This window comes from Aquiflexum gelatinilyticum (assembly GCF_024813435.1).
Classification (GTDB): Bacteria; Bacteroidota; Bacteroidia; order Cytophagales; family Cyclobacteriaceae; genus Cognataquiflexum; species Cognataquiflexum gelatinilyticum.
In genome coordinates, this window is the sequence record NZ_JANAEZ010000003.1 from 221413 (window position 1) to 245446 (window position 24034).

Consider the following 24034-nt stretch of genomic DNA (forward strand, 5'->3'; position numbering starts at 1 on the left):
CTGTATCTATGTTAAATTCGATTTTCAAAACCACGCTCATTTTATTTGCTGTGGCAACTTTTTCCTGTCAATCTAACGAACCTTTGACAGAAGTATATATGCCTAAGTTTTTTGCTGACCACATGGTTTTACAAAGAAATCAACCCATAAGAGTTTGGGGGGACGGCACTCCCGGCAAAAGAGTGCTTGCCAAATTCAATAATCAGGAAAAGGAAACGGAGATTGACGATGCGGGTTTTTGGATGGTAGAATTCGATCCCATGCCTGCCTCAGGACCATTCGAACTAGATGTTAACGGAAAAAAAATCCGGGATGTGCAGGTCGGTGATGTGTGGGTAGCCGGTGGCCAGTCCAATATGGAGTGGGTGATGAGTGCACAGGTGGAAGGGCTTCAGGAAGAAATTGCAGACAGTGATTATTCCCTGATCCGATTTTTCAAAATCCCCCATGATTATGATGCCGTCAAAAAAAATGATGTCAGAGGAGGGGAATGGAGAATGGCTAATGCGGACAATATCCTCAATTTTTCCGCTGTAGCTTGGTTTTTTGCAAAGAGAAATCATCTTGAAAAAGGAGTTCCGATCGGGATCATTGAAAGCAATTGGGGCGGAACACCCGCAGAAGGTTGGACGGCCTCGAGCAAATTGATTGATTTCCCGCCGTATTCTGAAAAAGCAAAAGATGTCGAAGAAAGAAAAGAATATTGGATCCAAGAAGTAATCGATAACAAGCTTAGGGAATTAAAAAGAAATGAACTTGTCGCTGCCCCACAAAACGGTGAAATCAAAGGAGTCGTCAATACCAATTTCGATGACAGCAATTGGCAGACTGTTAACCTTCCCAGAGACAATCCTTTCTCTGACATAGCTTGGTTTCGAAAGAAGTTCACTTTGACAGAAACCGAAAATATCACTTTAAACCTTGGTGATATCCAACAAATGGCCTATATCTACCTCAATGGTGGCAGACTCTTAGTAAAAGATTATGGAGATGCGGTAAAAGAATTTACTCTCCCAGCCGGAATGCTAGTCAAAGGAGAAAATTTATTGGTTGTGAGGATCGTCAATACTTGGAACAATTCACCTGTTTTGGGCAAAAGCGGTGAGTTTTTTATCAAATCACGAGGGAAGAAAATATCCCTTGAGGGAGAGTGGAAATATAACAATAAAGTGGAGGAGGAAATACCAAAGGTAGAATGGTACAATTGGCTTCCTGGAATGATGTATAATGCCATGATTGCTCCTATCGTGAAATATCCAATAAAGGGTGTGATTTGGTATCAGGGAGAAAGTAATGCCGGAGAACATCAATACTACAAACAGTTATTTGGCACAATGATCCAAAACTGGAGAGAGGCATGGGGAATAGGTGATTTTCCTTTTCTATTTGTTCAATTAGCCAATTTTATGGAAAGGAAGGATGTTCAGCCGGATTCTGATTGGGCATTTTTGAGAGAGGCTCAGACCCAAACTTTAGAACTGCCAAACACCGGAATGGCTGTGACCATTGATGTTGGCAATGCTGATGATATTCATCCGAGAAATAAAAAAGATGTGGGTCATAGACTGTGGCAGGCTGCCAAAAAAGTGGCTTATGGAGAAGAAGTAGTTCATGCAGGTCCTACTGTTTCCAAAGCCGAAAAGAAAGGTGACAAAGTAATCATCACTTTTGATTTTGTTGGGGATAGTTTGAAATTGACTTCAGGAACTGAAGTATTGGGCTTTATTCTTAAAGGGGAAGATGGGAATTTTGAATCCGCAAAAGGAAGTATCATTGGTCCAAACCAAGTAGAGGTGTATAGTGCCGCAATCAAAAACCCGACCGAAATCAGGTATGCTTGGGCCGACAATCCCGAAGTCAATTTATACAATAGTCTCGACTTGCCTGCAGTGCCTTTTAGACAAAAGATTCAGTAAATTCCTGAAGACTTCGAAAGGATTGATAACTTAAAAATTTCCTGAAGTTTTCTTTCCAAAGCCCCAACTTAAGCCGATCTGTATGTCGGCTTTTTTTGACTGATTTATCAAAGCCGTCATCACGGATTGTGAACCTATAAAGAATCCGCCATACCGGAATCCAAGTCCGCCTGTAAATCCAGTAATGTCGTAATATCCCCAAGAAGAATAAACTTCAAATTTTCCAAAAATTGCACTGGGAGTCAGGGCTATAAGGTTGATGGCCGGAATCTGAAGGTTATTGTTTTTGTTTTGAATGAATGTCTGTCCATAAAGGCTTACAAAAAACTTATCCGTTAATTTCAAATCTGCATTTGCAGCCCATACCGTAGGTAGTCCTACTACAAAACCATCCTGATTGGATTCTCTGGAAAAATAGCCACTTTCCAAAAAATCCCTTTCTATTGCTTTTAAATCGGGTTCTAAAAGGTCTATCCGGAATGATTCTCCTTCAGGGATGGACATCCTGAAGGTCTGATTGTTTTGACCACCTCCGAAAGTTAACTTACCGATATTTCTAAATGCCATACCGGTATTCAACCATACTCCTTTGTTATTTTTCAATTGATAATTGAACCCAATGTCAAATCCCAACCCATTCAAATTTCCAAATGACAGGTTATTGTAATCTATATTAAAATTCCTTGTATCCACCACAGATTCATTATAAGAAAAATTAATGATACCTTCAGCATTAGTCAAACTGACTTCACTTTGATCCACTACCAAAGTACCCCTCAAATTTCCCACCCCAATATTGGTATATCCTGTAGGGAAGAGTAATTTGAAATTTGTACCCACCGATAATTTGCTTTTTGGGCTTTTCCAGATTTCTCTACCGACTACTATACCCGATTCAAACCATGTCGCGGTGTTGGCCCTTTGATTGTTAGGATTGTTTATTGCCAGGCGGATTAAATCGAAATTCACTTCATTTTCAGTTACATACCTTCCCAATTCAGGATTGAGATTCAAGATGGTGGCCCTACTCTGTACTTGGGAAATAAGACCAAAAGACCATTTTCCTGTCCTCATTCCAAAGGAAGGAATGATTACCGATCCGTCAGTATTTCCATTGACAGGCTGATCCGCCCTTTCCATCATTTTGTTCCAAAGGTCATTGCTGTATTCCAGTGTTTCCGAAAAAGTGAGTACATTATTTCCAAAGGCCGCATTTCCTGCAAAAAACTGCACTTCAACTGATCGGGACAAGTTGTTCATTTCAGCAGGATTCATCATCGCACTGATTATCCCTTTTCTTTGGCTGTTTTGGATTCCGACGTAAGGAAACTGAGCCATTACAGCTGTTGGGATCAAAAAAGTAATTAAAAGAAGTAGTAGCGCTTTATTCATATTATCTGGATAAACTCTCGCAAATTAAAGATTAAAATGATATGCATAGGAATTTTTACAAATTGGAAAATCGGAAATTCTAATCTTCAGGATTCAAAATATAATCTTCTATTTCGAACCTTGCCCAAGTCCAATCCCCTGATTCTAATTTCCAGGTAACTTCACCGGAAGAAGGCACCATAATCCCCTCAAATTCTTTTGTTGAGGTGATATTTACTGTCCATTCGGATCTTTTGGCATCAGGACCACTACCCTGATATCTTAGGGCTGAAAAACTCCTAACATGGCCCACTTCATCAAAGGTGAAAATTCCGGATCCTGAAAGGCTTTTTAAAGTCATTGTGGCTTTTGCTGTTTGTGGACCCAAATCTTTCCATACAACATAATTACTTAAAGCAGCGGAAGGATACCATACCATTTCTCCCAGAAAGCGCTGCAAAGCAGCCTCATTGATTTGCGGATTCGGACCATCATTAGCCACAGCAAAAACTGATAAAAGCTTAAAATCCATCTCTCCCTCTCCATTTATAAACTTGTCTCTACCAAATGCACTGATCACAGGCATCATCTTAATCTCTGCCTGCCAGACAAATGCCGGATCAATTACTGTCGCATATTGTTCTGCAAATGCCGGATACCATTTTTTTTGTTCTGGCTTTAGCTTGATCTGGTATTTTTGTGACATGTAGACACTTTGGATAGCTGGTTTTCCAATAATACCCGAAACTTTAAGCCAGTTTTGGATCGGTTCAGGTAGGGGAGAAATATCTTCAATAGTAATTATTGGGGGTATTTCTTTTGGTACTTTTTCCAAAATAGAAGAAACTTCAGACTGGATTTTTTTGTCAAAATCATAATTTGCCCATGCAATCAACGATATTGTCAGGATCAGAATATTGGGTAAGGTTCCATATAGAGAGTCTTTCCAAAAAAGAATAATCAGCACTTGGGATATCAGAACACCTATGATCGCAAATAGCCACCAAAGTGGATTTTTGAGGAAGATAAATACACCTGAAATGACCAATATCAAAGCTGCTGATAGCCATAGCAATCCCATCGGTTTGGATACGGGGTTGGTGATTTCGTTAAGTTCAGCGAGAAGGAACGCTTTCAAAAACCCAAGTAGGTGAATTAGGCCGTGAATCAGAAGGATAATCATGAATAAGATTTTCATGGCTTTCTGGATTTTTGATAATCAAATGTAATCCAGACCGAATTAAAATTCCCTGACAGATGTCAGGTTTTCAGGTGATTTTACATTGAAAATGGATTTTGTCTAAAGACTTTTCTATGGTTGAAAATGATTTTATATTTCCTCATCCGGCCTGAAGCGGATTTTTTGAGGGTAAGAAAATGCGTGGATGCCCGATCCGGAAATGATTTTTTCCTGGATTTTTTTCCAGTTTTCGGGATTAAAAAGATCTGTATGGTAATCGAAAAAATAGTTTTTGACATCTTGTCTTCCGATCATAAAGCGCTTGAAGTCTTGGGGAAAAACATCGTTTGGCGCAATGTCATACCAAGGTGTAGATGCATAAATCTGCTCGAAAGTCTCAGGTTTTGGTTTTTCCCTGAAGTTCATGTCAGTCAAAAATTCGATTTCATCATAATCATAGAAAATCACTCTTTTTTGTCTCGTGACCCCAAAATTTTTGGTCATCATATCCCCGGGAAAAATATTTGCTTTGGCCATTTCGAGAATTGAATTGCCATATTCTTCCACAGCTTGTTTGGCATCTTCGGTGGAGCAGGTGTCAAGGTAGATGTTTAGGGGAGTCATCCTCCTTTCGATGTAAACATGCCTGAGGATGAGTTCATCGGAAGTGGTATATAGCAAAGAATTGACAGTACTGCGGAGTTCTTCTAACAACAAAGGATCAATTCTATTTAGAGGCAAATGAAATTCTTCAAATTCATGCGTATCCGCCATTCTTCCAACCCGGTCATGAAGTCCGACCATCTTGTATTTTTCCCGGACTTCCTGTCGCGTCATGGTTTTGGGCGGGTCAAAATAATCCTTGATCATCTTGAAAACGACATTGTAGGAGGGAAGGGTGAAAACAGTCATAACCATACCTTTGACTCCTTCTGAAAGGACAAAATTGTCTTGGCTTTGGCTGAGGTGATTCAGGAAATCCCGATAAAATTCTGTTTTCCCGTGTTTGTTGAATCCGATGGCGTTGTAAAGTTCATGGATTTTTTTGTTTGGAATCACGGCATTCAGAAAGGAGATCATTTGAGACGGGATGTCTGTTTTTACCATAAAATAGGAACGGGAAAAACTGAAAAGTCCTGACATCAGGTTTGGGTCAAAGATCATGGTATCAGCAAACACACCTTTTGGTCCGTTGAGAAAAGGGATGATGAATGGCATCCATTTTCCCCCAAACCTGATTCTACCGATGACATAAGCACCTTTGTTTCTGTAAAAAACAGATTTCAGAACTTGGGTTGTGCTGTCTGAAGTGGGTATGTATCTGGTCAAAATCACATCTTTCACAGATTTGATCAAAAATTTAATATCTTCTTCCTTGTTCATATAAGGAACACCAAAATCGAAATCTTCAAGAATTTTTTGGATAATTCTGTCCAATCCCCAATCCGAAGGATAGCTATGATAAAGGTTGTCATTTGGATAAATGGCACAAGAATTATAACCCTCATGGACAAACATCAAATCTTCATTGATGACAAGACCTGAATAAGATTTGCGGATTACAGAATTGAAGTAAGTTTCTGCCAATTCTTTATCCTTTTTGTTTGAAATCAGCATTGAATAATGTGCCTTTGCGCTTTTCCAAAAATCAAAACTGTTGGTATTTTCCAAGAGAATTTCATTCAAAATCTGGCGGGTAGCATTTACCTGATCTTTATAAAGACGAAGTCTTTTTCGATGGTTTTGCTGAAGAGCTTTCCAGTTCCTTGTTTTGAAAAAGATTGGCGTCAAATCCGTCAATTCGCTGAAGACCCTTATGTAGGTTTCAAATCCTGCAAGGAGGAATTGTGCGGTCTTATCTATCAATTGCTCACTCATGGAAATAGCTCAAATGACCTTTTTTGGTTTTGACTTTTTATAAATCGAGAATATAACAAGGTTTTTTTTTATGTCCTTGTGAAAAAAATTGATTTTGGTTTTTTTTCACAAAATATAAAGCTGATTAAAAAGTATAAAAATTTCTGTTGGATGAGGTTATTTTTAAGTATTTCAACATGTTATAAGGTAAGATATCTGATCCAAAAAGCTGTTAAAAATGTTTGTTTTAAGATTTTGAGAAGCACAAAATATAATTTTCGCAATCGATTGTTTGGACAATATAAAAACATTATTTACCTTTCGAGCACGTTATTCATTCAATGAATATCTACAATAGGTTTAATAGGTTTGAGAGATAAAAAAGGTTGGGACAATGTTCCGACCTTTTTTGATTTTTGAGGTTTTTATATTTCATTCGTATTCTTTATCCTATCAATAGATGCGACGGTTTTCCAAATCCCTTCTCAATAGATTTTCTCTTGGCTTCTTGGTTTTCTTTGCTTCTTGCTCATTTCAAAAAGAAAAGACAGAAGAAACGGAGGAAGTGTCGTCTGTTTCTGAGGAAGAGGAGATCAACCAACTTTTGGCATCAGGACTTCAACAGCTGGATAATTGGACAGGTTATTGGAAATCCCAAGTACCGACTTTTGATGTTTCCGGATTTCAAATAGGAAGGGAAATAACCTATGAACCTTTGGAATGGCCCGAGGATAATTTTATAAAACAGGACCATCCGCTCTATAGATACCTTGTCCCTAATCCTGAAGGTCAGGGTGTGGTTGATATCTATAGTTATAAAGTGGTCCGTCCGGAAGAAGCCCAGGTTTCATTCAATCCTGATTCTGAAGTCATTTATTTCAAATCAAATGGGATGAGAGAAAGATTGATGTTTATGGGGCCTTCAGGTGGCTTTGAAGATGCCATTTGGGTCAGTCCGGACCATTTGATGGTCGCAGGGTTTTTTGAAGAGGAGGGAGGAATTACTCCCAAGATTTGGATAATTATGCCCAATGATCACAAATACCTGACTTTTAAACATCCGCTTTATACCTCCAATTATCCAAAGAACGGATACCTTACCAAAAAGCTCCAAAACATCGATTTTTCAAATGGAGCTAATTAAAGTTGTAAGAAAATTAGAAAAGCTGTTGAAAGACCCATTGCCGGGTAGGGTAGGACAGCTCCGGATGTTACCGGGAGGGGTCAATGAAGAGAGATTTTCAATCAGGGATGACCACCGAAAGGGAGCAGTTCTGATGCTTTTTTTTCCTGATTCCGACAGCAGTTTTGTTCCTTTTATCAAAAGGCCGGAATATCCGGGAGTACACAGCGGACAAATAGCATTTCCTGGAGGAAAATGGGAACCTGAGGATGGAGATTTGAGCGTCACTGCATTGAGAGAAGCCGAAGAGGAAATAGGAGTTTATGCTGAAAAAGTGACTTTGCTGGGAAAACTTAGCGATGTATATATTCCGCCAAGCAATTTTTTGGTTACACCATTTATTGGTTTTATCTCCGAAAAGCCGGATTTTATTCCTGATCCCATAGAAGTGGAAAGAATTATTAGCTGTCCTTTTCCTGTTCTTGTAGACAAAGAAATCAGAAAACTTACCCAAGTGGTGGGAAGTTCAGGTTCAAGATTTGAAACGCCTTATTTTGATATTGACAATGAAGTAGTGTGGGGTGCAACAGCCATGATGTTGGGCGAATTCACTTATTTATGGGAGAATTCCAGGTTTTGAAGTTTCTCCTAATTGTGGTATTGTTGTATGTCTAACATTTTACAAGCATGCAAGAAAGCAGTCCCCTGATCAGTAATGATGCCGTTGTATTTGGATTATTGATGACCATTCTGGCTTTGGTCTTTTCTACCTCCTCAAGTAAATCACCTTTTTGGGTTAAATTTTATAGAATTGTTCCCTCTGTCCTTTTGTGTTATTTCATCCCTGCACTTTTCAATTCATTCGGGATTATTTCAGGTGAATCATCAGGTTTGTATAAAGTAGCATCAAGGTATTTACTTCCGGCATCATTGGTTTTGTTGACCCTGAGTATTGATTTCAAAGGAATCTTAAAACTTGGGCCCAAGGCCTTGGTGATGTTTGTAGCTGGGACAATAGGAATTGTTTTGGGTGGACCCTTTGCATTGTTGGTAGTGTCTGGTATTTATCCTGAGATGTTAAATGGCGTAGGGCCTGATGAAGTATGGAGAGGTTTGTCAACGATCGCCGGAAGCTGGATAGGCGGAGGTGCCAATCAGACTGCAATGTTGGAGGTTTTTGGAGCAAGTCCCTCTCTATTCAGTCAAATGATTGCGGTGGATGTATTGGTAGCCAATCTTTGGATGGCAGTATTGCTTTTTTGGGCTGCAAAGCCCAGGAAAATTGACAGTATATTCAAGGCTGACAGTTCTGCGATATTGGAGCTACAATTGAAAGTAGAAAAATATAGGGCTGGAATTTTGAAGATTCCAACGCTTTCGGATACCATGCTGATATTGGGAATTGGCTTTGCTGTTACAGGTTTTTCGCATTGGGTTGCAGATATTGTTGCACCTTTTATTGGAGAAAATTATCCTCAGTTAAGTCAATATTCCTTAGATTCTACATTTTTTTGGATAGTGGTCATTGCCACTACCGGTGGTTTGTTGATGTCTTTTACCAAAGCCCGTGAACTCGAAGGAGCGGGAGCGTCCCGATTGGGTTCTGTACTTCTCTATGTTTTAGTGGCGACCATCGGCATGCAAATGGACCTGATGGCTATATTTGACAATCCTGTCTTATTTTTGATCGGAATCATTTGGATTCTTTTCCATATTATGATCATGCTCTTGGTCGCTTTTCTGATCAAGGCTCCATTCTTTTATGTGGCAGTAGGATCGCAGGCAAATATCGGAGGTGCAGCATCTGCACCTATTGTCGCTTCTGCGTTCAATCCTTCCCTTGCTCCCGTAGGCGTTTTGATGGCTGTTTTAGGTTATGCTTTAGGAACATACGGTGCTTACCTCAGCGGATTGTTGATGCAATGGGTTCATGGTTGAGTAGTAATTAGCAAATAGTAGGACTTGAAGTTTGAAAGGAAAAAAGAAGTTATATATGAATTTTTGCAGGTTGGTTTTTCCATAAATCCTGTTGGTTTGAATTCATTTCAAGGCTGTTTTTCCTGCTCTTTCCTTTTCTTTCTCCAAAACCAGTTACCTTTGTTGTCCACTTCAAAAATCCATAATGGGAAGTTATCGAAAATTTATTTTTGTCTGTAACGGTTCTGACTGCAAAAAATGTGGGTGTAAAAAGCTTCAGCATGAACTCAAAGACCTTGTCAAATCAGAAGATCATAAAGGTAAATATAAAATCATAAAGACAAAGTGTATGGATTTTTGTAAATCTGCACCTGTTTTGGTGGTGAACAACGAAGTATTAAAAAAAGCAGATTTGGCCGCCATAAAGAAAAAATTAGCATAATCCTGAATTTTGTAAGTATTTCAGTTTGACTCATAAAAAAAAGCCGGGATTTAAATCCCGGCTTTTTGCTTTTAGTCGATTCCGTTTAGGAACCTACTCCAACGTATCTTGTTAAACATCGACTTATGCTTGTCAAGGGATAGCCATAAAAACCAGGCCTTGCCTACAATATGGTCTTCAGGCACAAATCCCCAATACCTTGAGTCGAGAGAATCGTGTCTGTTGTCGCCCATCATGAAGTAATAATTCTGTTTGAAAGTGTAGGAAGTGACCTTTTGGCCATCGATATACAACTCATTGTCCTGAATTTTGACATCTTCGTGCCCTTCAAATTTCTCGATGGTATAAGAATATTTTGCAATGTTTTCTTTTGTCATCTCAATCGTCCAACCTTCTCCAGGTATTTCCAGTGGGCCCCAATTGTCTTTGTTCCATCCGAAATACACACCGTCAGGGAAAATTCTCGGATCTCCATATTCCTCTCTGTCCTGTCTCATCGTGATGGAACCGACAGCAGGTGAGCTTTTAAGTCTTTCAATTGATTCGGCAGTAGCCATGACCATGTATCCCGAACCATTTGAGAATGGCATGTAACTGTCCTGATTGATGCCATACTCATCAAAAAACTCAGGAGTAAGGTTTCTATCCGACATCACATCGTAAGAAAACTGCATTTTCTCAGGATTGGAGCTAGGCTCACCATTTACATAAATCTGTGTTTTTCTGATTTCAAGGATATCTCCAGGGACAGCCACCGCCCTTTTGATATAATTTGTTTTGAGATCGACAGGATATTCAAATTCAGAAGGATAATTGAATACTACCACGTCATTTCTTTTGACATCAGAAAAACCGGGAAGCCTGTAATAGGGTAATTTGATCCAATCCACATAAGATTTGGCTTCAGTACCCCAGATTTTTTGGTGTGTCAAAGGAACCTGCAAAGGAGTTCTTGGAATCCTTGTTCCATAGTGCATTTTGCTCACAAAAAGAAAATCGCCTACAAGCAGGGATTTCTCCATAGATGCCGTGGGGATAGTAAATGGCTCAAGAAGGAGCCAACGGATTAAGCTTGCAGCAATTACTGCAAAGACCAGTGCATCTGCCCATTCACGAGTTGCAGATTTTTTCTTTTTTACTTCAGTCATTATAGTTTAAAATTTCAGAAAGATAGGAATTCGTCCATTGATAATACGCCTTTTTTATTTTTTATCCATTCCGCCACTAAAACCGCACCAAGTGCAAATCCTTTGCGGCTATGGGCAGTGTGGGTGATTTCAATATCATCAATATCAGACTGATACCTTACGATATGGGTTCCCGGAGCAGGATCGATCCGCCTGGAAGTTATTGGTAAAGTTTGTTCATTTTCGGTCAATCCTTCGGAAAGCGTCCAGTTTTCAATGCGGGGAACTTCTTTGATAATTCCTTCGGCAAGTGTGATTGCAGTACCGCTTGGTGCATCTTTTTTTTCAGTATGGTGGATTTCTTCCATACTCACTTTATACTCCGGTTGGTCTTTCATCAATGATGCTAAAAACCGGTTTAACTTAAAAAAAATATTGACTCCGATACTGTAATTGGAGGCGTAAAAGAAAGCTGAATTATACTGCAAAGTCAACTGTTCAACCATCGGTTTTTTGTCAAGCCATCCTGTGGTGCCTGAGACTACAGGAATGCCACGCTCAATCGCCCAACTTATGTTTTCAAGGGCTGATTCCGGTGAGCTGAATTCTATGGCAACATCTACTTTGGAAATGTCTACCAAATCCAAGTCCTGTCTGTTTTCAATATTGATTTTTCCAACGATATGGTGTCCACGGGATTCGGCTATTTCCCCGATGATTTTTCCCATTTTCCCATATCCTAATAAAAGAATGTTCATTTCAATAGAAATTAATTTTTAACGATAATCCCATGACATTGCCTCCTCCTGCACTCAATGATTCATAGCTCGGTTCAAACCGGAAAGTCAGGTCATCACTCACATCAAATGCGGATAAATGCGCATCTACATTGGCGTCGATGATATTGAGTGCATAAATACCAATAAACAGGAAGTAATTCAAATCCCGGTTCCGCTTCCAGTAATTGACATTCCGTACCAATCCGTCACGGTTAAGACTTGGGAATGGTTGTTCAGGGTCTTTTGGATCCTCATCAAAGATGGCAAGAGCTTCTTTGAAGAGCTCATAACGCCTATTGTTGAAATCTATAAAATAGATATTGGCGGCAAAACCTGCATAGATGATCGGGACTTTCCAGGGCTTTCCATTATAAACTTGGCCGGCTCCCGGAAGCATCGCAGAAAGGAGAGTGGCAGTTTTTGGGTTTTTTATGGCGGAATTGGAATAATCAACCTTTACGGTATCCGGAGCAACAATCTGGATTTGGGAGGCGGCTTCACTTATCGGAAATAAAACAAAAACAGCAACGATAATAAGGCTTATCATTGCTTTAGATGTTGTTTTCAAACGCCAGTTTGTGGTAAACTTTTTCAAGATTCAGATAATCTCCAAAATTTCCAGAATTCTGTTCAGGTCTTCGGTTGAATGAAAGGGTATTTTTATTTCTCCTTTGTTTTTTGCATCCGACTTTAGGTTCACTTTTGTTCCAAAATGACTCGCAAGTCTTTGTTGGATTTTTGTGATTTCATATTTCCTTACAGGATCCAATGGAAATACTTTTTTGTTTTCCTTTTCCTCGCGGTCCCCGTTGATTGATTTTACGAGGGCTTCTACCTGACGCACACTCAACTCCTCTTGAATTGCTTTTTTAAATATGGCAAGCTGTCTGTCGATACTTTCCACATTGATCAGAGCCCTTGCATGTCCCATGGAGATTTTATTGTCTCTCAATCCAGCCTGAATATCAGGTGGCAATTTGAGTAATCTCAGGTAGTTGTTGACCGTAGTCCTATTTTTACCCACACGCTCTCCGAGTTCTTCCTGTTTCAGATTGCATTCTGCCAAAAGTCTTTGGTAAGAATGTGCGATTTCCAAGGAATTGAGGTTTTCTCTTTGGATATTTTCTATTAATGCCATTTCCAGCATTTGCTGGTCATTGGCAGTCCGGATATAAGCGGGGATTTTTTTCAGACCGGCTATTTTTGAAGCCTGAAATCTCCTTTCTCCGGATATCAGCTGGTATTCATTTTCATCCAGTTTTCTGACAGTGATCGGCTGGATAATTCCTTGAGTCAAGATGGAATCAGCCAATTCCTGCAATGCATCCTTGTCAAAGTGCGTTCTGGGCTGGTATGGATTTACCTGAATTTCATCAAGAGAAATCTCAAAAATCCCGGCCGTCGGATAAGAAGGCATGAGGGACTCACTTTTGTTTTTTTGCGGAGAATCCTGCAACAAAGCTCCCAATCCTTTTCCCAGTGCGCTTTTCTTTGGTGTAGGTTTTTTATCAGTCATAATATTCTTTCAATCAGTTAACTTTCTCCTTGCCGTTTTTAACAGCGATTTCATGGGCAAGGTTGAGGTAAGCAACAGCTCCTTTTCCTTCTGCATCAAAGGCGATTACAGGAAGCCCAAAGCTTGGGGATTCACTCAGGCGGACGTTTCTAGGGATAATTGTCTCAAAAACCATGTTTTTGAAATGCATTCTAACTTCCTCTACCACCTGATTTGAAAGTCTTAACCTCACATCATACATGGTGAGAAGAATTCCTTCTATTTCCAGTTCAGGATTGAGTCTGGTCTGAATGATTTTGATGGTATGCAGCAATTTGCCCAGACCTTCCAAGGCAAAGTATTCGCATTGCACAGGGATAATCACTGAGTTGGCTGCTGTAAGCGCATTGATCGTGATCAATCCCAATGAAGGTGAGCAATCTATGATTACAAAATCATATTTGTCTTTGACTAGGTGGATGACAGATTTCATCTTCTCCTCCCTATTTTCGAGATTGATCATCTCTACTTCAGCACCGACCAAATCGATGTGTGAAGGGACCAATTCCAGATTTTCTATTTCAGTTTTGAGGATGATGGTGTGGATGTCTATCCCGTCCACCATGCACTCATATATACTTGTGTCTATTTCTTTTGGATCGTGACCAAGACCCGAAGTAGTATTTGCCTGCGGATCCGCATCAATGACCAAAGTCTTGAATTCCAAAACTGCGAGACTTGCTGCCAGATTCATGGCAGTAGTGGTTTTTCCTACGCCCCCTTTTTGGTTAGCAATTGCGATAACTTTTCCCATAAATATTTTAGAGGGTAATACTGTCACCAATATTAAGCAAAATCAATTCTTTTCCTGCTTCTGAAACTGCTTTTTTTGCAGCTTCCAAATCTATTTCAATGTAGGGGAAGGTATCGTAATGCATTCCCACAATTTTTTTTGTGCCTACAAAATCCGCGGCCTTGATGGCATCATGGATATCCATTGTGAAATTGTCCCCAATAGGTAGTATTGCGAAGTCAATTTTAAATTCTTCCCCGATCAGCTTCATGTCATAGGTAAGTGCTGTATCACCTGCATAATAAAAGCATCCTGCTTGATGCTTGACCACAAATCCTCCGGGATTACCACCTGAGGAACCGTCAGGGAGCGTGCTGCTATGAATGGCATTCACATACTTTACTTTTCCAAAATCAAACTTTTTACTTCCCCCTATATTCATAGGATGGTATTTTTCTACACCCTTTTGAGCAAACCAAACAGCTATTTCATAATTGGAGACCAACATAGCATTATTGGCTTTGGTGATGGATTCTGCATCTGCCAAATGGTCTTCGTGTCCATGACTGAGCAATACATAATCCGCTTTGATGGAAGAGACATCTATTTTTGATGCTTTCGGATTAGGGCTGATGAAGGGGTCAAAAAGGATTTTCGTTCCGTTGATTTTTACTAAATAGGATGAATGTCCAAAATAGGTCAGTTCGATCATGGTTGCGAGAATGATTTTATTAGCTCTATTTACAAATATATCATTTAAATTTTTGGATGAAATGAATTGTTATCCACAGTATCTATCTGAAAATGTTAATAGTCTGAGGTTTAAAGGAAAAGACATAAAAAGAAAAGAGACCCTTTTGGGTCCCTTTTGTTATTTGTTTTTCTTATTGGCGTCTGCCGCTTTCATGGCATCTTCAAGCTTTTGCTGAAATTTTGACTTTTTCTTGTCCACGTTTTTCACTTTGTTCTGCTCAATTTTCTCTCTGATTTTGGCATCATCCACAAACAATTTGATCAGCGCTTGTTGTCCGAAGGTTACCATGTTGGATACAAAATAATAGAAACTTAATGCCGCGGGGAATGAGTTAAGTACAAACATGAATACCACAGGCATGATGTACCCGAGGTTTTTCATCGGTCCGGTCTGTGCAGTGAGCTGGTTGTTGAAATGAGTATAGGCTATTTGGGAAACCGTCATCAATATCGTAAACAAACTCACGTGAGATCCATAGAAAGGTATTGTAAAGGGCAACCTCAAAATTGAATCATAAGTAGACAAGTCATGGGCCCACAGGAAGGATTGCTGACGAAGTTCGATTGCATTTGGGAAGAAGAAGAACATTGCAAACAAGAAGGGCATTTGGAAGACCAAAGGCAGACAACCTGAGATCGGACTTACACCCAATTGCCCAAAGAGCTTCATCTGTTCCTGCTGCATTTTGGTAGGATCATCAGGATATTTTGCTTTCAGTTCATCAATTTCTGGTTTGATTACCCTCATTTTTGCCATACCGATATATGACTTGTAGGTCAGCGGTGTAAGGGCAATTTTGATAATCAAGACTATAATGATGATGATGATACCGTAATTGGAGAAGTACTTTTCAAGGAACTGGAAAAGGTTTACAATAATGTACTTATTCACCCAGCTGACAAAGAAATAACCCATGTCGACGTTATTCTCAAATCCCGGTGTGATTTTTTTCAGGGTGTTGTACCTGTTTGGTCCAAAATAATAGCTCAGTTCAACCTTGTTGTTGTCTAATGGTAAAACCATTGCTGCCTGAACATTTTTGATGGAGAGGGTATCTTGTGGGGTTTGTTGGTTAAACTTTGCCGAACTGAAATTATTATCTGCAATGATCCCTGAGGTAAAAAATCTCTGGCTAAAGCTTACCCATTTTAATGGTTCTTGGACTTCAGCATCATCTTCCTCTGAGGTAGTACTCAAATAATCGTGGCTTGAATCTGAAGTAAAGAAATTGATGTTGGTTTTCCTCCTTGATTCCTCGATATCCTGTTCCTGACGTATAAGCTTAGCATCCCAATTGACTAAAATGGTTGTGTCTTTTAAGCTGTTGGAAAGTCCGGTAAATTCAAGAGATTTATCTAAAACAAATCCCCCATCAGCCAAGGAATAGGTTCTGGTAATTGATCCGGTTCCAGCTTTGGTAATGAAAGTGATGATTGACACAGGGACTCCTTCCACTTCAGTTGATGAAAGTGTAGGGTTGAAATAGAATTCATTTAAACTTAAAGGTCCTTTATCAGTCTGAATTGAATAGCTTAAATCTGAACTTTCATTGTCCAACAATACCAATGGTCTCTGATCCCAGGTTTTGAATTCCTTCAGTTCCACTTTGGTGATTTCTGCACCCTTGGTGGAGAAAGTGACTGCGATTTGGTCATTTTCGAGGACAACTTCTTCCTGCGTTCCTTTGGTCATTGGAGCGAAAACACCAAATTGACGCTGAGCGATCAGGTCCTGAATACTGTCGGGCTGAATAATGTCTTCTGTTATGGTATCGGTTTCCGCAGGTTCCTGTTGGACGTTCTGTGTTACATTATTTGTCTCTTCAGGGAGTGGTTCGGGGGAGGTAGCAAAGAAAATCGAATAAATCAGCAATACTGCTGCAAATAAGATTAAGCCCGCCGCTTGGTTTCTGTCCATATAGTTACTTTAAATGCCTTTTGAAAACTAAAGGTAACAGAAAGTATTGAGAAGGAATTCCCTTTTACTTTGTGTTACCTATCTCTCTAATAAGGCTGGTATTCAAATATTTGTTTTTTTGTTGGCAATAGTAGCTGTTACGAACTTCACAAACAAAGGATGTGGATTCAAAACTGTGCTTTTATATTCGGGATGAAACTGGGTTCCCAAAAACCAAGGGTGGTTTTTAAGCTCAATAATTTCAACCAATTGTGTCTCAGGATTGATTCCGGAAGGAATCATACCCATTTTTTCCATTTGTGACAGGTATTTGTTGTTGAACTCATACCTGTGTCTGTGTCTTTCCCTAATCTTTGCTTTGCCGTAGGCCTGGGCCGCCTTGCTTCCTTTTTTGAGTTCGCAAGGATAAGAACCAAGCCTCATGGTTCCACCCATCAGCTCCACATTTTTTTGATCTTCCATCAGGCCGATCACAGGATGTGGGGTATTTGGGTCCATTTCTGTGCTGTTTGCGCCTTTGAGTCCGAGTACATTTCTGGCAAATTCAATTACAGCCACCTGCATGCCCAAACATATCCCGAAAAAAGGAAGGTTGTTTTCGCGGGCAAATTTAACAGTTTCTATCTTTCCTTCAAGTCCTCTTTCACCAAACCCGGGAGCTACCAATATGCCGTCCAGATGTTCAAGCTTTTTGGCGACTGTTTCGGGAAGTAATTCTTCAGATGAAATCAATGTCAAATTTACCTTGCATTCGCAGGCTGCACCTGCATGAACAAAGGCTTCAATGATAGATTTGTAGGCATCAGGAAGGGATACATATTTTCCTATCAGACCTATGTTGACTTCCTGCGTGGGGTTTTTTAACCTGCCCAAAAAGTCCTTCCACTGTTCTAGGTCGGTATTTACTTTTGAGCTCAGTTTAAGTTTGCTCATGACGCGCTCATCAAGCTTTTCCTTTTTCATCAATAAAGGAACATCATAGATGGTCTCAGCATCCATGGCTTCAATCACACAGTTTAGCTGCACATTGCAAAACAGGGCCAATTTCTTTTTGACATCCAAAGGAAGGTGATGCTCTGTTCTGCAGACCAAGATGTCCGGCTGAATCCCCGCTTCAAGCAATTGCTTGACAGAATGTTGGGTGGGCTTTGTTTTAAGTTCTTTGGCTGCGGCGAGATATGGAATAAGTGTAAGGTGCACAACAAGTATATTGTTGGCGCCGATATCCCATTTTGCCTGACGGACGGCTTCAATAAACGGCAGTGATTCAATATCACCTACGCAACCACCGATTTCGGTAATCACGACATCATATTTGCCTTCTTCTCCAAGTTTGAAAAAATTCCTTTTGATCTCATCTGTGATATGAGGGATTACCTGCACGGTTTTTCCCAAATATTCACCTTTTCTCTCTTTAGTGATGACGTTGTTGTAAATCCTTCCTGTGGTGATGTTGTTTGCTTGGGAAGTTGGGGTGTTGAGAAAGCGCTCATAATGACCTAAATCCAGGTCGGTTTCAGCACCGTCTTCTGTGACATAGCATTCACCATGTTCGTATGGATTGAGTGTTCCGGGATCGATATTAAGGTAAGGATCGAATTTTTGGATGGTGGCACTAAAGCCTCTAGCCTGCAAGAGTTTGGCCAAAGAAGCGGCGATAATGCCTTTTCCAAGTGAGGATGTAACGCCTCCGGTGATAAAGATATATTTGGTGGTTGAGCCCATAAGAAGGGTAGGATATAGAATATTGTTTGGATTCTTATGGGATTCAAAGGTAGGAGAAAAATTTGATTTGGACGTGAGGTGAGTAAAGGAAAAATATAAAGAAGTGTTTTGAGCTTTATAGTCAGGGATTCTTTTTTTTGCCAAAAACAAATCAGGCTTCTTTGAATCCATCTTAAAAGCTATTGTAGGAATTGTAGCTTAAATCACAAAGTCATCAAAACAAAAAAACTAAATTCCCATCATGAAACTTCTCGGACTGATCGGAGGGACTTCCTGGCACTCCACCATAGAATATTACAAATTGATCAATGAATTTGCCGGTGAAAGAATGGGTCACGACCAAAACCCGCCTATGTTGATCTACAGTCAAAATATCCAACTGATGCGGGAACAAGATAAAGACCTGATCAACAAATCTTACTTGCAGACTGCTCAGAAACTTGAGGCAGGCGGGGCAGAATGCATCGTCATCTGCGCCAATACGCCACACATGGTCTATGATTTTGTTCAACCTAAAATCAATATCCCTATTCTCCACATTGCAGACGCAATCGGAAAAAGTGCCCAAAAACAGGGGCTACGAAAGCTTGGTCTGTTAGGAAACAAACCAACGATGACAGGTGATTTTATTCCCAAATACCTCAAATCCCATTTTGATATTGATACCATTATTCCTGATGCTGTATACTTGGACAAATCGCATTATTACGTCTCCAAGGAGTTGACACTTGGAAAGTTTACCGATGAGGCCAAAGCTTTTTATTTGGAACAAATGAGACTTCTCCAAGAAAAAGGAGCAGAAGGAATGATCATGGGATGTACCGAATTGCCATTGCTGATCAAGCAGGAGGAAACGGATTTTCATTTGATATCCACTACGCAACTACATGCTAAAGCAGCTGTGGATTTTATTTTTAGCTAAAATAAAATGAGGGTAAATCTCTAACCACATTTTACAGAAGTTTAATGAGCGAATTAGATAATTGGCCTTTTAATCACAAACTTTATAATCCCTTTTAGCACTCCTTCCAATAATCTACCTTATTTTTGGGGCAAAAAAATCAGAATGGAAATCAAAGATGCAGTCAAAATCCTCAAGGAAAAGGGAAGAATCAAGGTCAAAGATGGTCATGGTACCATTTTGGAGTTGGTTGCACCTCAAAGTTGGGACGCTGCAAAAGATGACCAAGACGGTATATTTCTTTTTTTTGAAGTTTTCCAGATCAGGCATGTGGCAGAGCAGTTTTCGGAGGTTTCTTTGGATATCATTGAATACGCCACCAAGCCAACAATTTACCATACGCCTGTCAACAGGATTTTAAAAAACGGACCGATATTGGAAGGCAAAGTCAAATTTTCTGTAATCAGAAAGGATTTTTGGAACAGGTTTTTGTTTGCTTTTTCTCAGCCATTGATTCTTCAGTTTAGCAAATCTAAAGATTGGGATATGGCTACAGAGGAATTTTTTCCGCTTTTGAGTGCAGGTACCAAAGAGATGTTTTTGAGCCCTGACGGGGATGTCAAAATAATTAGAGCATGAATTTTAAATCCCATTTAGACAAACTTGAAATTTTCAGCCGTGTAGGGCGGATAGCTGATGAACTTGGCTTGGAAACCTACGTGGTCGGTGGTTATGTCCGGGATCTGGTATTGAACAGGCCAAGCAAAGACATTGATTTTGTATGCGTGGGAAGTGGGATTGCATTGGCGAAAGCTGTCGCTGACAGTTTTAAGGAACATGTACCGCTTTCGGTTTTTAAAAATTTTGGAACAGCCAATATCCGTTTAGAGGATTGGGATGTGGAATTTGTAGGAGCCCGAAGGGAATCCTATAGGCACGATTCCCGTAAACCAATAGTTGAGGACGGTACCTTACAGGAAGATCAGGAGCGCAGGGACTTTACCATCAACGCCATGGCTATATCTGTCAATTCCCATAATTATGGAGAATTGATCGATCCATTTGACGGTATGGGAGATATCAAAAAGAAAACCATCAGGACTCCTACAGATCCGATAATCACTTTTTCTGATGATCCACTCAGGATGATGCGGGCGATTCGTTTTGCAACCCAATTGAATTTTGACATCGAACCTGATACATTCCTCGCCATTGTGCATGATGCACATCGGTTGCAAATCATATCAGCGGAAAGGATAATTGACGAACTGAATAAAATCATTTTGACAGCCAAACCTTCATACGGCTTCAAATTGCTGTTTGTGAGTAAACTCTTGCATGAGTTTTTCCCTGAAATGGTCGAGCTCCAAGGTGTAGACTCAGTGGGTGACAAATCCCATAAAGATAATTTCTACCATACCCTTCAGGTATTGGACAATGTATCCCAAGTTTCAGACGACCTTTGGCTGCGTTGGGCAGCCATCATGCATGATATTGCCAAACCTGCCACTAAGAGGTTCAATCAAAAAGTCGGTTGGACATTTCATGGACATGAGGACAAAGGGTCTCGGATGGTTCCGGGGATTTTCCGCAGGATGAAACTCCCGATGGACGAGCGGATGAAGTATGTACAAAAGCTTGTCAGGCTTCACCTGAGACCAATTTCTTTGGTATCCGAAAAAGTCACAGAATCAGCTGTAAGAAGGTTGCTATTCGATGCAGGTAATGATATAGAGGACCTTATGAAACTCTGCAGGGCTGATATCACCTCCAAAAACAACAACAAAGTGCAGCGTTTTTTGGCCAACTTTGACAAAGTTGAGGAAAAAATGAAAGAGGTTGAGGAAAATGACCAAGTCCGAAACTTCCAACCACCTGTTTCAGGAGAGGAAATCATGGCCTTGTTTGGTCTCAAACCTTCCAAAATAGTGGGAGAACTTAAAGAAGAAATCAAAGAGGCGATTTTGGAGGGACAAATTCAAAACAATAAAGCTGAAGCTATGGACTTATTATATAAATTAGCCGCCACAAAAGGATTGACAACGAATTAAAGATAGAAAAATGAATAAAATAATGATGACAGTGACCTTGATGTTAGCAATGGTCATTTCGGTATTTGCCCAAGATAAACCTGTAGATTCTGAGACAAACCAAAAAAGAAATGAAATCGACAGGAAGATTTATCAGTTGGCTTTGAGGTACAATGACTTGGCTGTGGCCCGCATGAAACTCTTTGAACTGATCGAAAGAAATCCTACCAATATAACTTATCCTGAGACTCTTATTTCACTATATTTTGAAGCAGGTCAATATACTTCCGCGGCGGTTTCTGCTTTGGATGTTTTGGAAATGAATGACAAAAGCCTCATTGCCCTTGAAGTTGCAGCCAATTCATTGGAACAATTAGGCGCATTGGACAAGGCATTGCCAAATTTTGAAAGGCATTATTTACTTACCAACAACCTGTTTAGCCTTTACAAAACTGCCTACATGCAATATTCCCTCAACAGACAGGATGAAGCGCTCAACTCCATCAATATGTTGGTAAAGGCTCCTAAATCATCTGAAGAAAAAGTAGGCTTTCCAAAAAATGACAACACTACACAAGAAGTTTCCCTCAAGGCTGCAGCGTTGAACCTAAAAGGGATGGTTTACATGTATCAGAAAAACAAAGCTGAGGCTATTACAGCTTTGAATCAGGCATTGGAAATTCAAGCTGATTTTGAACTTGCCATCGAAAATCTCAAAGAAGCAAACAAAATGTAAGCGTCGTTGCAAAAAATTGAAAAAGCCAAACAGTGATGTTTGGCTTTTTTGTTTTTAGATTTTTTCGAATGAGTTGAAAAGGGTTTCGATTATTTCATCCTTATTCTTGGAAATCCTGATTTTGGTTCCATCCTCCATTTCCACTTGCCCACCTTCTGATTTGAGAATTTTTTTTATGTAAAGCGGATTGATCAGGTGGGAATGGTGTATCCGGAGAAAGCCGCTTTTTAAAAGTGCATTCTCCAGACATTTCAGTTGCCTGCTTACCATGATGGGAAAGTTATTTCCGTCATAGATGATTTTGGTGTAGTTGCCATTTGCCTCACAGCGTAATATTTTGGCAACATGCAAAATTTCAAACCCTTCCAACGTCGGGATGGCGATTCTCCCGGGATGGATATTGTCTAATACTTTATATTTGATCGGCTTAGTGGGAACTTCGGTTTTTGGATTGACCAGGCTGATTGTTTTGGTATTCTTGAATTTTTTTAATCCAGTACCAATATCAAATTTCAAATAAGGTTCCATAGTCAGCGGTTTTATAAAAAAAGAAATAATTAACTGATCTAAAATTCCAAAAAGCAAAACCCGGAAACTATACCCCAAAAGGAGTATTTTTCACCTTTTCTTAATTCTTGGAAATGATCAAGTGTGAATTGAATATTAAGTGATTTTTTTGAAATACCTGATCATAACTTTTGGATAATATTATTTATTTACCTGAAAATCAAACTTATATATTGTTTTATATCATTCTGACTCAGAAGAATAATTAACCTTAAATTCTTCGATTTTTGCTTTTTTGATAACACCAAAAAATAGGCATAAGATGGAGTGTACTCTAGTTTTGTTATTTAAAAGAATAACGAAATGATGAGAAAAATTTACGGTTTACCATTTTTGATTCCCTTTTTGATTTGTTCCTGTCAAAAATCACCAAACACAGTCACGGAAGAGGCAGTTGAAGTACCTCAAAAAGTTAAACCGTTATTTGTGACCGACTCGGTCATTTATGATACAGACGATCCTGCCATATGGATCAATAGTGAAGATCCTTCCCAAAGTCTGATCATTGGCACGGACAAAGATGCTGATGGGGCCTTGTATGTTTTTGACCTTGAGGGAAAAAAAATCGATTCTCTGACAGTCAAAGGTCTCCAAAGACCCAATAATGTGGATGTTTCCTACGGTTTAAAAATGGGAGATACCTTAGTGGATTTTGCTGTTACTGGAGAGCGGATGACTTCCAAACTCAGGTTTTATTCCCTTCCTGATATGAAAGAAATTCAGGTTGGTGGATTGGAAATTTATAAAGAAGAAACCGGAAAAATGTTCCGTGACTTAATGGGTGTTGCCATTTATCATGATAAGTCAAATGGAAAACACTATGTCATCGCAGGAAGAAAATCAGGACCCACCGATGGAACCTATCTATGGCAATATGAAATCATTGGATCTGAGTCAGGAATAAAACTTGACCTAGTCAGAAAATTTGGCAACTATAGCGGAAAGAAAGAAATCGAAGCCATTGCAGTAGACAATGAATTGGGCTATATCTACTATTCAGACGAAGGAGTAGGGGTGAGAAAATACCATGCCGATCCTTCCAAAGGAAATGAGCAATTGGCACTTTTTGCGACAGAAGGATTTACCCAAGACCACGAAGGAATATCCATTTACAAACTTGACGAGAAGACGGGCTATATTCTTGTTTCAGATCAGGAAGTCAACCAATTCCATGTTTTTCCAAGGGAGGGCGCCCCATCCGATCCTCATCAACATGAACTGATCACCATCATCAAAACATCCACTGTTTCCAGTGATGGTTCTGAGGTCACTAGTATGCCCTTAAACAGCAATTTCACAAAAGGAATGTTTGTCGCCATGTCTGATGACAAAACCTTCCAATTATACAGATGGGAAGACCTTGCGGGCACTATCCTAAAATCCAAAAAATAAAAACTATCTAAC

At 39.7% G+C, this 24034-nt stretch carries 22 protein-coding genes; 10 read left to right on the top strand and 12 right to left on the bottom strand.

Annotation, left to right across the window (positions count from 1 at the left end; all coding sequences use genetic code 11):
• The first annotated feature begins 8 nt into the window (after window positions 1-8).
• A complete protein-coding gene (locus tag NK987_RS08900; RefSeq protein ID WP_259263558.1) occupies window positions 9-1916 on the top strand; it encodes a sialate O-acetylesterase in 1908 nt (635 codons plus the stop codon).
• A 30-nt stretch (window positions 1917-1946) separates the two neighbouring features.
• On the opposite strand, the gene NK987_RS08905 is transcribed toward NK987_RS08900, so the two are convergent.
• The 3 genes from NK987_RS08905 to aceK form a co-directional block, all read right to left on the bottom strand.
• Complete coding sequence (locus NK987_RS08905; protein ID WP_259263559.1) at window positions 1947-3308, bottom strand: DUF5723 family protein; 1362 nt, start codon at window positions 3306-3308, stop codon at window positions 1947-1949.
• 79 nt (window positions 3309-3387) lie between these two features.
• Entirely contained in the window at window positions 3388-4485 is a 1098-nt protein-coding gene (locus tag NK987_RS08910; protein ID WP_259263560.1) for a DUF6920 family protein, read from the bottom strand.
• Window positions 4486-4617: 132 nt separating this feature from the next.
• Complete coding sequence (gene aceK / locus NK987_RS08915; RefSeq protein WP_259263561.1) at window positions 4618-6345, bottom strand: bifunctional isocitrate dehydrogenase kinase/phosphatase; 1728 nt, start codon at window positions 6343-6345, stop codon at window positions 4618-4620.
• Window positions 6346-6784: 439 nt separating this feature from the next.
• On the opposite strand from aceK, the gene NK987_RS08920 reads away from it, so the two are divergent.
• From NK987_RS08920 to NK987_RS08935, 4 genes are all read left to right on the top strand, one after another.
• A complete protein-coding gene (locus tag NK987_RS08920; RefSeq protein WP_259263562.1) occupies window positions 6785-7468 on the top strand; it encodes a bifunctional isocitrate dehydrogenase kinase/phosphatase in 684 nt (227 codons plus the stop codon).
• A complete protein-coding gene (locus NK987_RS08925) occupies window positions 7455-8087 on the top strand; it encodes an NUDIX hydrolase (RefSeq protein ID WP_258422672.1) in 633 nt (210 codons plus the stop codon). Before NK987_RS08920 ends, NK987_RS08925 begins: the two co-directional genes overlap by 14 nt.
• 47 nt (window positions 8088-8134) lie before the next feature.
• A complete protein-coding gene (locus NK987_RS08930; protein WP_259263563.1) occupies window positions 8135-9385 on the top strand; it encodes a DUF819 family protein in 1251 nt (416 codons plus the stop codon).
• Between the two features lie 184 nt (window positions 9386-9569).
• Window positions 9570-9806, top strand: coding sequence for a (2Fe-2S) ferredoxin domain-containing protein (locus NK987_RS08935; RefSeq protein WP_259263564.1), 237 nt, complete (start codon window positions 9570-9572; stop codon window positions 9804-9806).
• 71 nt (window positions 9807-9877) lie between these two features.
• Here the strand turns inward: NK987_RS08935 and lepB are convergent, their stop codons facing one another.
• The 8 genes from lepB to NK987_RS08975 all read right to left on the bottom strand — a co-directional run bounded on the left by lepB (window position 9878) and on the right by NK987_RS08975 (window position 18396).
• Complete coding sequence (gene lepB, locus NK987_RS08940) at window positions 9878-10954, bottom strand: signal peptidase I (protein WP_259263565.1); 1077 nt, start codon at window positions 10952-10954, stop codon at window positions 9878-9880.
• Between the two features lie 14 nt (window positions 10955-10968).
• Entirely contained in the window at window positions 10969-11691 is a 723-nt protein-coding gene (gene dapB, locus NK987_RS08945) for a 4-hydroxy-tetrahydrodipicolinate reductase (protein WP_259263566.1), read from the bottom strand.
• 1 nt (window position 11692) lies between these two features.
• On the bottom strand, window positions 11693-12259 hold the full coding sequence (locus NK987_RS08950; protein ID WP_259263567.1) for a DUF5683 domain-containing protein: 567 nt from the start codon (window positions 12257-12259) through the stop codon (window positions 11693-11695).
• A 51-nt stretch (window positions 12260-12310) separates the two neighbouring features.
• On the bottom strand, window positions 12311-13228 hold the full coding sequence (locus NK987_RS08955; protein ID WP_259263568.1) for a ParB/RepB/Spo0J family partition protein: 918 nt from the start codon (window positions 13226-13228) through the stop codon (window positions 12311-12313).
• Between the two features lie 13 nt (window positions 13229-13241).
• Window positions 13242-14021, bottom strand: a complete 780-nt coding sequence (locus NK987_RS08960; protein WP_258422679.1) for a ParA family protein — start codon at window positions 14019-14021, stop codon at window positions 13242-13244.
• A gap of 7 nt (window positions 14022-14028) precedes the next feature.
• Window positions 14029-14712 carry a metal-dependent hydrolase gene (locus NK987_RS08965; protein WP_259263569.1) on the bottom strand — a complete coding sequence of 228 codons (684 nt, stop codon included), beginning with the start codon at window positions 14710-14712 and terminating at the stop codon, window positions 14029-14031.
• A 159-nt stretch (window positions 14713-14871) separates the two neighbouring features.
• Complete coding sequence (yidC, locus tag NK987_RS08970) at window positions 14872-16671, bottom strand: membrane protein insertase YidC (RefSeq protein WP_259263570.1); 1800 nt, start codon at window positions 16669-16671, stop codon at window positions 14872-14874.
• Window positions 16672-16773: 102 nt separating this feature from the next.
• On the bottom strand, window positions 16774-18396 hold the full coding sequence (locus NK987_RS08975; RefSeq protein ID WP_258422804.1) for a CTP synthase: 1623 nt from the start codon (window positions 18394-18396) through the stop codon (window positions 16774-16776).
• 241 nt (window positions 18397-18637) lie between these two features.
• Between NK987_RS08975 and NK987_RS08980 the strand changes: the two genes are divergently transcribed.
• The 4 genes from NK987_RS08980 to NK987_RS08995 all read left to right on the top strand — a co-directional run bounded on the left by NK987_RS08980 (window position 18638) and on the right by NK987_RS08995 (window position 22063).
• Window positions 18638-19318 (top strand): aspartate/glutamate racemase family protein, encoded by a 681-nt coding sequence (locus tag NK987_RS08980; RefSeq protein WP_259263571.1) that lies wholly within the window; start codon window positions 18638-18640, stop codon window positions 19316-19318.
• Window positions 19319-19462: 144 nt separating this feature from the next.
• Window positions 19463-19936 (top strand): hypothetical protein, encoded by a 474-nt coding sequence (locus NK987_RS08985; RefSeq protein WP_259263572.1) that lies wholly within the window; start codon window positions 19463-19465, stop codon window positions 19934-19936.
• Complete coding sequence (locus NK987_RS08990; protein ID WP_259263573.1) at window positions 19933-21348, top strand: CCA tRNA nucleotidyltransferase; 1416 nt, start codon at window positions 19933-19935, stop codon at window positions 21346-21348. Before NK987_RS08985 ends, NK987_RS08990 begins: the two co-directional genes overlap by 4 nt.
• Before the next feature lie 10 nt (window positions 21349-21358).
• Window positions 21359-22063, top strand: coding sequence for a tetratricopeptide repeat protein (locus NK987_RS08995; protein ID WP_259263574.1), 705 nt, complete (start codon window positions 21359-21361; stop codon window positions 22061-22063).
• Between the two features lie 54 nt (window positions 22064-22117).
• Here NK987_RS08995 and NK987_RS09000 read toward each other — a convergent pair whose 3' ends face one another.
• Window positions 22118-22591, bottom strand: a complete 474-nt coding sequence (locus NK987_RS09000) for a LytR/AlgR family response regulator transcription factor (protein ID WP_259263575.1) — start codon at window positions 22589-22591, stop codon at window positions 22118-22120.
• Between the two features lie 345 nt (window positions 22592-22936).
• Here NK987_RS09000 and NK987_RS09005 point away from each other — a divergent pair, with 345 nt between their 5' ends.
• Window positions 22937-24022, top strand: a complete 1086-nt coding sequence (locus NK987_RS09005; protein ID WP_420841177.1) for a phytase — start codon at window positions 22937-22939, stop codon at window positions 24020-24022.
• Window positions 24023-24034 lie beyond the last annotated feature (12 nt).